We start from the raw sequence: 12,308 nt of genomic DNA, 5'->3' as shown, positions 1-12,308 counted from the left end.
TCGCTTAAATTTTTGGGGCATATGGCCGGAAGAATCCCACGCGTTTTCATCAATGACCTGCTTGCCAGAACCGACATCGTCGATCTCATCGACGCGCGGGTGAAGCTAAAAAAGCAGGGCAAGAACTACCATGCGTGCTGTCCGTTCCATAACGAAAAAACCCCCTCTTTCACCGTAAACGGTGAAAAACAGTTCTACCATTGCTTCGGCTGTGGCGCACACGGTAATGCCGTCGATTTTTTGATGAACTACGACAAGCTCGAGTTCGTTGAAACCGTCGAAGAGCTGGCGGCGATGCATAACCTTGAAGTGCCGTATGAAGCAGGCAGTGGGCCAAGTCAGATCGAGCGCCATCAGCGGCAAACGCTGTACCAACTGATGGATGGCCTGAATTCGTTTTACCAACAGTCTCTTAAGCACTCTGCGGCTGAGCCTGCGCGTCAGTATCTGAACAAGCGCGGACTGAGTGACGATGTGATTGCGCGTTTCGCTATTGGTTACGCCCCGCCCGGCTGGGACAACGTGTTAAAGCGTTTTGGCGGCAATAGCGAAGATCGTAAATCCCTCATCGACGCAGGCATGCTGGTCACCAACGACCAGGGACGAAGCTACGACCGCTTCCGTGAACGGGTGATGTTCCCGATCCGCGACAAGCGTGGCCGGGTGATAGGTTTTGGTGGTCGCGTGCTGGGTGATGCCCTGCCGAAATACCTTAACTCCCCGGAAACCGATATTTTCCATAAGGGCCGCCAGCTTTACGGTCTTTATGAGGCACAGCAGGATAATGCGGAACCTCCGCGTCTTCTGGTCGTCGAAGGCTATATGGATGTTGTTGCGCTGGCGCAGTACGACATTAACTATGCCGTTGCGTCGCTGGGAACGTCCACCACGGCGGACCATATCCAGCTGCTGTTCCGCGTCACCAACAACGTGATTTGCTGTTACGACGGTGACCGCGCAGGACGCGACGCCGCCTGGCGAGCGCTGGAAACCGCGTTGCCGTATATGACCGACGGGCGTCAGCTACGCTTTATGTTCCTGCCCGACGGTGAAGACCCGGATACGCTGGTGCGTAAAGAGGGCAAAGCGGCGTTTGAAGCGCGGATGGAGCAGGCTCAGCCGCTCTCCACGTTTCTGTTTAACAGCCTGATGCCGCAGGTTGATTTGAGTACCCCTGACGGGCGCGCGCAGCTCAGCACGCTGGCGCTGCCGTTAATCAGCCAGGTGCCCGGCGAAACGCTGCGCATCTATCTGCGTCAGGAGTTAGGCAACAAGCTCGGCATTCTGGATGACAGCCAGCTTGAACGTTTAATGCCGAAACAGGCTGAAAACGGCACGGTACGCCCCGCGCCTCAGCTAAAACGCACAACCATGCGTATACTGATAGGGTTGCTGGTGCAAAACCCCGAACTTGCTCCGCAAGTGCCGTCGCTGGCGGGTTTGAACCACGAAAAATTGCCCGGGCTTGGCTTATTTTCAGAATTGGTCAACACTTGTTTGTCTCAGCCAGGTCTGACCACCGGACAACTTTTAGAGCATTATCGCGGCACAAAAGAGGCCGCTACCCTTGAAAAACTGTCGATGTGGGACGATATAGCAGATAAGGATATCGCAGAAAAAACGTTCACCGACTCGCTCAACCATATGTTTGATTCGATGCTTGAGTTGCGCCAGGAAGAGTTGATAGCTCGCGAGCGCACCCATGGCCTGAGCAGCGAAGAACGCCGGGAGCTCTGGATGATTAACCAGGAACTGGCGAAGAAATAAAAAATTTAACGGCTTAAGTGCCGAATATCGATCGGGAAGCCCCCGGCAGCCGCACTGAGAGGCAGCGGCAAAAATATAAGTACGCCCTCGCTTTAAAGGTTGGCAGCCCATCGCCGACACCAATCAAACGAATTAAGTGTGGATACCGTCTTATGGAGCAAAACCCGCAGTCACAGCTGAAACTTCTTGTCCAACGCGGTAAGGAGCAAGGCTATCTGACCTATGCCGAGGTCAATGACCATCTGCCGGAAGATATCGTCGATTCAGATCAGATCGAAGATATCATCCAAATGATCAATGACATGGGCATTCAGGTGATGGAAGAAGCACCGGATGCCGATGATCTGTTGCTGGCTGAAACCTCCAACAACACTGACGAAGATGCGGAAGAAGCTGCTGCACAGGTCCTGTCCAGCGTGGAATCTGAAATCGGGCGTACCACTGACCCGGTCCGTATGTACATGCGCGAAATGGGTACCGTTGAACTGTTGACCCGCGAAGGCGAAATTGACATCGCAAAACGCATCGAAGACGGGATCAACCAGGTTCAGTGCTCTGTTGCCGAATACCCGGAAGCGATTACCTATCTGCTGGAGCAGTACGATCGCGTTGAAGCGGAAGAAGCGCGTCTGTCCGATCTGATCACTGGCTTTGTCGACCCGAACGCTGAAGAAGATATGGCGCCAACCGCCACTCACGTCGGTTCTGAGCTGTCTCAGGAAGAGATGGATGACGACGAAGACGAAGATGAAGAAGAAGAGGACGACAGCAGCGACGATGACAACAGCATCGACCCTGAACTGGCGCGTGAGAAGTTTGCCGAGCTGCGTACCCAGTACGAAGTGACGCGTGACACCATCAAAGCGAAAGGCCGCAGCCATGCCGCCGCTCAGGAAGAGATCCTGAAGCTGTCTGAAGTGTTCAAACAGTTCCGCCTGGTGCCAAAACAGTTCGACTACCTGGTGAACAGCATGCGCGTGATGATGGATCGCGTACGTACCCAGGAACGTATCATCATGAAGCTGTGCGTTGAACAGTGCAAAATGCCGAAGAAGAACTTCATTACCCTCTTCACCGGCAATGAAACCAGCGAAACCTGGTTCAACGCCGCTATCGCGATGAACAAGCCGTGGTCTGAAAAGCTGCACGACGTGAAAGAAGACGTACAGCGCGGCCTGCAAAAACTGCATCAGATTGAAGAAGAGACCGGCCTGACCATCGAGCAGGTGAAAGACATCAACCGTCGTATGTCCATCGGTGAAGCGAAAGCCCGCCGTGCGAAGAAAGAGATGGTTGAAGCGAACTTACGTCTGGTTATCTCTATCGCCAAGAAATACACCAACCGTGGCCTGCAATTCCTGGATCTGATTCAGGAAGGCAACATCGGTCTGATGAAAGCGGTAGATAAGTTTGAATACCGTCGTGGTTACAAGTTCTCCACCTATGCTACCTGGTGGATCCGTCAGGCGATCACCCGCTCTATCGCAGACCAGGCGCGCACCATCCGTATTCCGGTGCATATGATTGAGACCATCAACAAACTCAACCGTATCTCTCGCCAGATGTTGCAGGAGATGGGCCGCGAGCCGACGCCGGAAGAGCTGGCTGAACGCATGCTGATGCCGGAAGACAAGATCCGTAAAGTGCTGAAAATCGCTAAAGAGCCAATCTCCATGGAAACGCCAATCGGTGATGATGAAGATTCGCATCTGGGTGATTTCATCGAGGATACCACCCTCGAGCTGCCGCTGGACTCTGCCACCACCGAGAGCCTGCGTGCCGCTACGCACGACGTGCTGGCTGGCCTGACCGCCCGTGAAGCCAAAGTGCTGCGTATGCGTTTCGGTATCGACATGAACACCGACCACACGCTGGAAGAAGTGGGTAAACAGTTTGACGTTACCCGCGAACGTATCCGTCAGATCGAAGCGAAGGCGCTGCGTAAGCTGCGCCATCCGAGCCGCTCTGAAGTGCTGCGTAGCTTCCTGGACGATTAATCGGTCCTGAAATGAAAAAGCTCCCAATCGGGAGCTTTTTTTTTGTTTATTCCCTCTCCCTGTGGGAGAGGGTCAGGATGAGGGCATCAAGCCGCAGAGGAGCTAAAGCCCCCTCACCACCAGCGCCTCATCCAGTTCCCGATACGCCTCCACCAGCTTGTCCAGCGTCGCCCTGTTCAGCCCGCTCGGGTTTGGCAGCACCCACACCTGCGTTACGCCAATGGTAATGTTCTGCTTACCCCAGCTGGCGCCGCGCTGGCTGAACGCCTGCTCGTAGGCCTGCTTGCCGAGGATCGCCAGCGCCGCGGGCTGATAGTCTTCAATTTTCGCGATCAGCTCACGCCCGCCAGCGCGCAGCTCATGCAGATTCACTTCGCTTGCCTGTACCGTGGGTCGCTCGACCAGCATGGTGATGCCACAGCGCGTATCCAGCAGCTGCTGCTCTTCTTCCGGCTTAAGCTGTTTGTCGGTAAAACCGGCCTGGTGGATCACCTTCCAGAAGCGATTTCCCGGATGAGCAAAGTGAAAACCGGTGTGCGCCGATGACTTACCCGGATTGATACCGCAGAACACCACCCGCAGGCCAGGGGCCAGAATATCGTTGATCATCTCTACTCCTGTCTATGCATCTTAAGGTAAGTATAAAGGATTGATTATGCGTTGTTTATAAAAACAGCAGGCAGGTGTGAATGGCTGGATTGCTGAGGGGAGTTACTTTATAATTCACCGCCACGGCCCCTTAGCTCAGTGGTTAGAGCAGGCGACTCATAATCGCTTGGTCGCTGGTTCAAGTCCAGCAGGGGCCACCAAATTTTAGCTTTAGAATCATCCAGTTAAGCCACTCGATTGAGTGGCTTTTTTGTTGTCTGAATTTTAAGTGGCGATGAAATGGCGGTAAATTTTTAACACGACTTTCCTCGGCGCATAAAAAAACCCGCACAGGGCGGGCACTTAGCAGGAATTTATCACAGCCATAATGGCCGCTGACCACCCACAGTCGGGTGAGGTGGAGCGGGAGTTAGTCAGTGTCAGACTCCATCACCGCTGGCGTGGGCGGAAATGTCGTGTCGTCTGACGGGGTGATGACGAGTCGCGGGACATTGTAATTCGCCCCAATCTGGTCGAGATCGCTTCCGGCAGCGTAAGCCAGCATGACCGCACGCGCGGCCTCGTTGACGCGCTGTCGCCAGATAACTCCCCGGTAGGCGTTTTCCTCCAGCAGCTTAACAATCGGCTCTGATTCGAGGATCAGCGTGCGCGCGACTGCCCCCTGTTGTTCCTCCGGGTATAACGAGACGAGGGTCGCCTTTCGCTCTGCGAGGATGGTCTCATAGTCCAGCACTTCCACGACATCAGGCGTAAGGTCAACAATTGCCATAGCGTTTAACTCAGTGGAATGGTGAGGGAAAAGGGCTGGCCGTTAGCCGATCGCGTGCCGGTGATATCGACATACAGCCCGCCGTCGGTCTCCGACCGCTCAAAGGTGATGGTTGTCAGACTGACACGCGGCTCCCACTTCAGGATCGCGGAATAGCACGCGGCCATAATCTGCAATCGCAGTGCCGGTGTCTGCGGCTGGTCAATCAGTGCCGACAGAAGCGAGCCGTATTCACGGCGCATGACGCGCGAGCCAACCGGTGTGACGAGAATGTCGCGCACGCTCTGCCTGATATGCTCAACCTCAGAGATACTGAGGCCGGTCTGGCTGTTCATTCCGAGATAACGCAATGTCATATCGGTGCCCCCGTTGTTCCGCCACTATCGCCCGGGTGTTTATGAAGGTGCAGCACTTTGCCATTAGACGACAGTGACCCGCCAGTGTGCTCGATATTCCCGGACATCGTCCCGCCTTTCCGCACTTCGAGCGTGCCGGTCGTCAGTTTGTTGGTACACACCACCTCGGGTGTATTGAGAGTGATACGGGTCGAGGCTCTAACCAGCACCACCGGCACGGTGGCTGTAATGGAATCCGACACGGTGACATTGGCGGTTTTGATACCTGACACGGTGAGCGCGCCGCTTTCGGGTTCGAACTCAATGACAGCGCCATCGGGAAATGCCACATGTAACGCATCAGGTGAGGCTGATGGCGCAGGATGGTCGTCTGAGAAAATGCCTGGTAGCACAAAGGCCGTATCGAGTTCACCGCCGATGGCCAGCAATAACACCTGCTCGCCGATGGACGAAGCCCACCACACGCGAGAGCGACCGGCACGACAGGTGAGCCAGTTAAGCCAGGTGGTTTGCATGCCGCCGGTCTGGACACGACACAGCCCCTCGTCGTGGTCGACGTTGGTCACGATGCCGGTGCGGATGAGGTTGCGGATCGCGCGTGCGATTTATTGTAGAGAATTTAAATTATTCATACGGGAAGGATGCCGCTGGGAAAGGCCAGCGGCAATTAGGGCTGGATGTATGACTTACAGCACAACGATTTAAAAAGTAAAAAGGTCTCTGAGAGTAAATACGGGGTAAAGCAGGACATTCACAAAATTATCGACATTACCCTGAGAAGCAGAAAACATCACACCCGATAAGAAAACATAAGCAAGATACCCTCCACCTATCGACCTGACACAATATCTGAATATATCGTTGCCATCCCTTGCAACTGTGCAACCAAAGGCCAGATAAAAACCAAGGACAATTAAAGCAGGGCATGCAATGCTCGACACAATAATCAGCAGAAAACTCCACTGTTGTGTCGATGAGGTAGATATCAACCTAAAACCACTACCAAAGACAGACTCAAAAATCGAGTACAACTGAGGATAAAGGTGACTGTAATGAGCTATAGCTATTGATGAGCAATAAAAAATCACACTTAAAATGATGGATGCCAGAAGGTACATGACATCCCATCCCCTGTAAAAGCCATTAGCCCTAATCGTATAAAACACGCCAACAAGGCTTAGCAATGGAAGAATGAATACCAGTGAGCTGAGGAGGTTGACGTAAAACGGAGGAAACATATGAAATGTAATCGCCATTAAGAACGCGCTCAACTTCACAGAGAATGCCATCTCCTTTCTGACGCCTGTCATTGCTTGAGTGAAGATAACAGTATTGTTATCTCCATGGATGTCAGGGCTTTGGTTCCTGACATCGTTGCGCAGATTCAGATTAACCCTGGCAATTTTAAAACTGAATATTGCACCAACTGAAAGTGCAACCAGCGATCCAACACTAAACAAACTTTCAAACATTCCCTTTGCCTCTGCGTAATTATTAACGCATCAAGAATAATAAGCTCCGTATTTACCAGTCAAGATGAGGCTGACCACATAAATAACAGCTCCTCATGGCTTTGAGATATTTAACTTGACCTTAAAAACCAGTAATCATCAGGCTTTGCTAACTTTTTAAATATTCGACAATAAGACTCTCAATACGTTGTTTATCCGTCTGACTAAATCCGAGTAACTGGCGCTCTGCATACTGAACATCCTGAGCGTGCGCGTTTGGCCGGTCTTTGAGGCCGTACTGATGGACACGCGCGATACGCTGCACTTTTCCGGTAAATTCCACCACAGCACCGTTTTCGCGGCCACTGGCTTTCATGTACCGGTTAGTGCGCAGTTTTTGAAACATCGCCCGTTTAATTCGACCTTGTTTGGCTCTCAGTGGCTGGCGCTTTCGCGCCTGATACGGTGAGCCATCCGGGGCTTTTTGCTGTTTAATACGTTGCTGTTGCGCCGTTCTGAGTTGCTTCGCAATCTCACCGGCAAGCTTCCGGCGCCCTGCGGGTGACAGGGCGGCAAGCAGCCCGGCGAGCTTGTTATCAAAGGGTTTAAAGTCACTCATCCCACTTGCTCACCAGTTCGCCGTTGATATAGAGCTCTTTTGGACGCGTGACGGGTTCAGGCGGTGGCGGCTCCGGGGCATAGCTCACATGCAGCGCGCCGTTTTCCTCCCTGATGATGGTGCGCTCGGTGAGCTGGAGGCTAATGCTGATATCAACCGTATCACCGTCGTTTAAATCCATCTGGAAGCGGTAGCCCTTTTTATGCCCCTCATCGAGCGTGCAGATATCCGGCTGGTTTTCCCTGAGCCACGCGGCTACCGGCACGAAAATCAAATCAGGGTCGCCTACGAAATCGCACACGATCACATTCAGGGTGTAAATTTTCTCGTGGGACAGGGAGGCCGCGAGCCGTGCATCGATATTCCCCTCGTCGGCAAAAATGCGCATCATCTCGGGATTGGTTTTAAGCTGCGGGACGGCGTCAGTTAGCGCTTTTCGCAGGCTGATTGCTTTCTTCATCGAGTTTATCCTGACAGTCTTTGACGGTTTCAATCTGTAACGCGCAGGCGGCGAGCGCGTGCTCAAGCCTGCGAATATCTGCACTCAGGTCGCCATTAGTGGCCGGGTCGTTTCCCGGCATCGGGCAATAGCTCACTTTCGGGCAGGCGCTGTAAACAATGACCGGCGGAGGCGCAACCGGCGCGGGTGTGCAGCCTGCGCACAACATCAGGCAGCTCAGCGCTGTATGCCGAAGGTCTTTCCGAGATTATCCAGTAGCTGATACCCCGTTCCGCTGTGGGTGAAATGTGGGATCGGACGGTCTAAATAATCTGCATCCGGCACGCTGAAGGTCAGGCCGCTGTGCTCTGTCAGCCAGCTGGCCACTTCGCGCAGCGTGGGGGGCTGGAAGGAACATGGCCAGAGGCGTTCGAATACGCCGACCAGTTTACGAACAAACAGACGCTGAAAGCCGTTTTCAGCAGGTTGCGAGCGTTCCACGTACCCGGTAAACCAGCGCAACACCAGATCGGTGTATCGCCGCCGCTGTCTGGCTGGATATCCGCTGCTGAATCGCCTGGCTGATATGGGGCAGACCTTTGCCCGGTGGATGCAGCTGTTTCCCAAAAATCGCACGGGTACGCCGTGAAAACTTACACGCGGCTCATCGGATCATTGACCCGACCGCAAGGGATTTTTAAATAAATATTTATCTATCGACTAAATTTCCCCTTGTCCCAGCTCTCGCCACGGGCCGTTAAGTCAATTGACGGCGCGGCCGCTATTCCCTCAGCATCATAAAAAAATGCGGACGTTGTAAAGCTGTACACAGTGCCGTGAACAGTAAATGAGATATTGTTGCCTATGCCTTCAACTTTTGCGCGGGCGGTATTCGCTGTAAGCGTGGGCGCGATATGTTGTTTTTCGAGAGCCACCAGCGGATCACCGTCAATCTTACTCGCTAAAAAATAACGATACACTTCCCCGGTGGTCATGTTCGAGCCGTCATGCTCAGTAATGTATAACCAGGTCCGGGGCGTGAGCTGGCGAACTTGATATAGCCGATCACTAACAGTTAAACGCTGTATATGTTGGAAATAACAGTACCCCGCGACCGCCAGGGCCATAAGAATAGTGGCGATCCAGTGCAGCGTCCTAAAAGTGATGCTGTTTAACATAGTCGATGCCTTGCTTTATCCAAAATTGGTCAATCGGATCATCACCAAACGGCGGGGTCCCCGTGAAATTACCCCATTCGGGTCTTGATGTGCCGGCTTTCCACTGCGCCGCGCCGGCAGCAATAAGCAAAATCTTTGCAGGGATGCACGCTGCATAACCCACAGCGCCGTAATGGAAATTCCCGAAGTCAGCATAAGCCCGTTTATGTTGTTTGTAATCCCACGGCCCGCCGTTTCTTACTCGCTCATAAAACCACGTATACGTAAGCGGGGCGGCCATATTCTGGACTTCGTGACGCGCCCGCGCGAGCCTTATGTGTTCGCGCAATATCTCCAGCCCGCGGGGTGGATAAATCGGTATACATGCCATCGTTCTTCCTTTCTGCCAGGCAAAAAGGGCAACATAAGAGCAATAACGGTAATGCGTACTGCTGAAGATCAATTTATTAATTTTATTTGCAACATCAATAAGTAACGAAATTAAATAACACGAACCTATAACACAATTTGTATCACCTGCGATCCGTATTTAGTCATTAATGAGGGTTTACCCTCAATGGAAATGGAGTTTTAAAAATGGCTATTCCTGCTTATCTATGGCTTAAGGATGATGGCGGCAACCCGATTAAGGGTTCTGTGGATGTTCAAAATAGAGAAGGTAGTATAGAGATCCTCTCTTTTAGTCACGGCTTGTTAGTTCCGACCGATAACAACACCGGCAAGATAACCCGGTTCCAGCTCTCCGCACTTCTTATACATTTGGGGTATTTTAATCATGCTTAATGCTGTTAAGCATTCTCTGGCAGTTATTGCGGCGTACCGCTGCCGCTGCACGCCTCCAGAACGCCAAATTTTCGAGTTTCTCGGCTCCCGCATTCAAAAGTGAACTCTAAGGTCACATTTAACCTCGCGCACCCCGTTCCAGAAGGAAGATTCAATAACTCTCACTCTTTCACAAACCCTAAAAACTAAAGAAATCCCCCATCGCGCCGATCATCATCCGTGTGTATTATTTCCTGTAGCTTTTACAACAACTAACCTTAACTCAAATACTTAAGCGCCAGAGCGAAAGGCATCATGAGCACACCGATCAAACGGCTAGAAATCATTAAAAATGCCATTGAGCTGGAAGATGACGACATCATCCGGAGCCAGCTGAAACGTCTCAAAGAGGAAGCCTTTGACGATGATCTCCTGTCCATCGTCGCGGCGCTTGAGCAGAAAAACTACACCGCAGCCCTTCGCGCTATCACCGCCTGGCTGCAAAGCCAGCGCGCCGTTACCCCGTGGCGTGACCCACAGCTGGCGGCCAGCAAGCTGGAGCTGAAAGCCCTGGAAGAGCGTCTGCGCGATCTGATTGATCGCCGTAACGCCCGGGTACAGCAGCTTGATGAGTTCAACGATCTCTATTTCTCCCGCCTCGGGCCGTTGATGCAGCAGATCCTCGCCCTGCGTAAAACGCTGGCGGAGCTTAACCTGCGTCGTCAGCAGGCGGAGACGCGTCGTCGGGAAGAGGATTACCGCCGCTGCCAGGACTATATGGCGCAGGCCGTAGAGGTTCTGACAACGCTCACCCGGCGCTGGCGAGATCTGCCTGCGGATTCCGTTCAGGCGGCAGAGGTGCGCAAGCATCTTCAGCAGCAAAGCAATCTGATTGCCAACCTGCTGGCCGAAGCGATGGAGCTGGAGACCGGTTTAACGCGTGAAGAAGAGCCGGCACGTCAGGCGCGCGATGAGGCCAATGAAGAGTACAGGAAGTATCGCGAACAGCATCATGATGCCGAAGTTCGCCTGCGTAAAGGCAAGGATCTCTCTGAAGAGGATCGGAACGAGCTGAAGCGGCTCTGGCGTCAGGCGAGCAAGCTATGCCACCCGGATCTGGTTGCCGATGATTTAAAAGAGGAAGCCAACAGGATGATGGTGCAACTCAACCAGGCCAAACAGCGCGGCGACGTGAAGGCCATTCGCTCGCTGGTCGCCCGTCTGCAACAAGGATTCGAACCGATGATGGCGAGCGACAGGCTGAACGACCTGGAACGTATTCGTAAAAAGATGGCGCAGGTGCGTGAGCAAATCGATACCCTGGTGAACGAGCTGGCAGAGCTGGAGAAAGAAGAGTCCTGGCTGCTCGTCTCGTCGCTCAGCAATATGGAAGCCTACTTTGCCCAGCAGGAGAAAGCGCTGAAAGAGGTATGCGCCTCGCTCGAACATCAGGTGAGCGAAGCGCAGCTGGATCCCGCTGCCTGATTATTTGGCGTGCCAGTACGCGCTGGCACGCACCAGCTGTGGGTCAATTGCGTCGCTTTCAAACTGACGGCTCAGGCGTTTCACCACCTTCCCCTCCCCGGTCAGCCAGATAAAGTAATCCTCTTCCGGCACGTCCAGCGCTGCAAGATGGTCGGCCACCGCCTGCTCGTTGTGGCCGATAACCCAGGTGATGTTGAACCCGCTCAGGTGCGCCAGATAGTCCTGATACGCCGCATCGCCCACGGTGACAATGGCGTGGATCGCCGGGCGAACAGGCAGTTTTGCGATGCCTTCTAAGCGCCGGCGCAGCGCGGGCATCCCCGACTCGTCGCACACGTACAGCTGCCAGGCGTAATCTTCCGGCACCACCAGCGAACCGCGCGGCCCGCCGATGGTCAGCTTGTCGCCCACCTTAGCCTCTACCGCCCAGTTGCTGGCAATGCCGCCATCATGAACGAAGAAATCGAGCGCCAGCTCATGTTTTTCGTCATCGTACAGCGGGGTATAGTCACGTGCCTGCGGACGCGCGCCGTCGCCCCAGTCGATGCCTTCATCGGTCACCACAGGCGGCACGAAAGTGGTGCCCGGTGCCGGGAAAAAGACTTTGGTATGGTCGTCAAAGCCGCGAGAGCTAAAGCCCTCCAGCGCCTCGCCGCCTAGCACAATGCGCTGAAATCCTGCGCTGACTCGCTCAGTGCGCAGCACGTTCAGCTCACGAAAACGCAGGTCATTGCGGACACGTTGAGGGTAACGGGTAGATGCCATGTTGATGCCCTTCTCAGGTGAATACGATATATCGGAATGAATTTTTAATGATAATGATTGCTATTAACTAAGAAATCAAGATTTTTTAGATTACATCTGAATATATCTTAG

General features: G+C 53.4%; 13 protein-coding genes, 1 tRNA gene and 3 pseudogenes. 5 read left to right on the top strand and 12 right to left on the bottom strand.

Annotated features, from left to right (window positions below; translation table 11 throughout):
* Nucleotides 1–21 precede the first annotated feature (21 nt).
* The gene (gene dnaG, locus ACWKXX_RS11665; protein ID WP_003862574.1) at nucleotides 22–1,767 is read left to right on the top strand and encodes a DNA primase; all 1,746 of its coding nucleotides are present in this window, start codon (nucleotides 22–24) and stop codon (nucleotides 1,765–1,767) included.
* A gap of 152 nt (nucleotides 1,768–1,919) precedes the next feature.
* Nucleotides 1,920–3,764, top strand: a complete 1,845-nt coding sequence (gene rpoD, locus ACWKXX_RS11660) for an RNA polymerase sigma factor RpoD (RefSeq protein ID WP_015571912.1) — start codon at nucleotides 1,920–1,922, stop codon at nucleotides 3,762–3,764.
* A gap of 102 nt (nucleotides 3,765–3,866) precedes the next feature.
* Here rpoD and mug read toward each other — a convergent pair whose 3' ends face one another.
* Entirely contained in the window at nucleotides 3,867–4,373 is a 507-nt protein-coding gene (gene mug / locus ACWKXX_RS11655) for a G/U mismatch-specific DNA glycosylase (protein ID WP_017384024.1), read from the bottom strand.
* 124 nt (nucleotides 4,374–4,497) lie between these two features.
* Between mug and ACWKXX_RS11650 the strand changes: the two genes are divergently transcribed.
* Nucleotides 4,498–4,573 (top strand) — tRNA-Ile (locus ACWKXX_RS11650).
* A 212-nt stretch (nucleotides 4,574–4,785) separates the two neighbouring features.
* Here the strand turns inward: ACWKXX_RS11650 and ACWKXX_RS11645 are convergent.
* The 10 genes and pseudogenes from ACWKXX_RS11645 to ACWKXX_RS11600 all read right to left on the bottom strand — a co-directional run.
* Nucleotides 4,786–5,142: pseudogene (locus tag ACWKXX_RS11645) on the bottom strand (baseplate assembly protein); the annotation flags it as partial.
* A 5-nt stretch (nucleotides 5,143–5,147) separates the two neighbouring features.
* Nucleotides 5,148–5,498: a GPW/gp25 family protein gene (locus ACWKXX_RS11640; RefSeq protein WP_048246862.1), complete on the bottom strand. Its 351-nt coding sequence runs from the start codon at nucleotides 5,496–5,498 to the stop codon at nucleotides 5,148–5,150.
* Nucleotides 5,495–6,103, bottom strand: coding sequence for a phage baseplate assembly protein V (locus tag ACWKXX_RS11635; protein WP_261666497.1), 609 nt, complete (start codon nucleotides 6,101–6,103; stop codon nucleotides 5,495–5,497). The genes ACWKXX_RS11640 and ACWKXX_RS11635 overlap by 4 nt, the downstream gene beginning before the upstream one ends.
* A 96-nt stretch (nucleotides 6,104–6,199) precedes the next feature.
* Nucleotides 6,200–6,970, bottom strand: coding sequence for a hypothetical protein (locus tag ACWKXX_RS11630; protein WP_039269721.1), 771 nt, complete (start codon nucleotides 6,968–6,970; stop codon nucleotides 6,200–6,202).
* A gap of 148 nt (nucleotides 6,971–7,118) precedes the next feature.
* Nucleotides 7,119–7,568, bottom strand: a complete 450-nt coding sequence (locus tag ACWKXX_RS11625) for a phage virion morphogenesis protein (RefSeq protein WP_261665983.1) — start codon at nucleotides 7,566–7,568, stop codon at nucleotides 7,119–7,121.
* Entirely contained in the window at nucleotides 7,561–8,028 is a 468-nt protein-coding gene (locus ACWKXX_RS11620; RefSeq protein WP_032673296.1) for a phage tail protein, read from the bottom strand. The genes ACWKXX_RS11625 and ACWKXX_RS11620 overlap by 8 nt, the downstream gene beginning before the upstream one ends.
* Nucleotides 7,991–8,236, bottom strand: a complete 246-nt coding sequence (gene lysC, locus ACWKXX_RS11615; protein ID WP_261665982.1) for an Rz1-like lysis system protein LysC — start codon at nucleotides 8,234–8,236, stop codon at nucleotides 7,991–7,993. Before lysC ends, ACWKXX_RS11620 begins: the two co-directional genes overlap by 38 nt.
* 14 nt (nucleotides 8,237–8,250) lie before the next feature.
* Nucleotides 8,251–8,544 (bottom strand): annotated as a pseudogene (locus ACWKXX_RS11610) (hypothetical protein); the annotation flags it as partial.
* Between the two features lie 176 nt (nucleotides 8,545–8,720).
* Nucleotides 8,721–9,185: a hypothetical protein gene (locus ACWKXX_RS11605; RefSeq protein ID WP_048246854.1), complete on the bottom strand. Its 465-nt coding sequence runs from the start codon at nucleotides 9,183–9,185 to the stop codon at nucleotides 8,721–8,723.
* Entirely contained in the window at nucleotides 9,163–9,555 is a 393-nt protein-coding gene (locus ACWKXX_RS11600) for a polymorphic toxin type 44 domain-containing protein (protein WP_017692645.1), read from the bottom strand. The genes ACWKXX_RS11605 and ACWKXX_RS11600 overlap by 23 nt, the downstream gene beginning before the upstream one ends.
* A 206-nt stretch (nucleotides 9,556–9,761) precedes the next feature.
* Here ACWKXX_RS11600 and ACWKXX_RS11595 point away from each other — a divergent pair.
* Nucleotides 9,762–9,941 (top strand): annotated as a pseudogene (locus ACWKXX_RS11595) (type VI secretion system tube protein Hcp); the annotation flags it as partial.
* A 321-nt stretch (nucleotides 9,942–10,262) separates the two neighbouring features.
* Entirely contained in the window at nucleotides 10,263–11,432 is a 1,170-nt protein-coding gene (locus tag ACWKXX_RS11590) for a DNA repair protein (RefSeq protein ID WP_284329638.1), read from the top strand.
* Here the strand turns inward: ACWKXX_RS11590 and ACWKXX_RS11585 are convergent, their stop codons facing one another.
* Nucleotides 11,433–12,197 carry a siderophore-interacting protein gene (locus ACWKXX_RS11585; protein WP_261665981.1) on the bottom strand — a complete coding sequence of 255 codons (765 nt, stop codon included), beginning with the start codon at nucleotides 12,195–12,197 and terminating at the stop codon, nucleotides 11,433–11,435. It abuts the gene before it with no gap.
* Nucleotides 12,198–12,308: the final 111 nt, after the last annotated feature.

The sequence above is a fragment of the Enterobacter sp. UPMP2061 genome (assembly GCF_053709615.1).
This window is presented reverse-complemented; position numbering and strand designations above follow the sequence as displayed.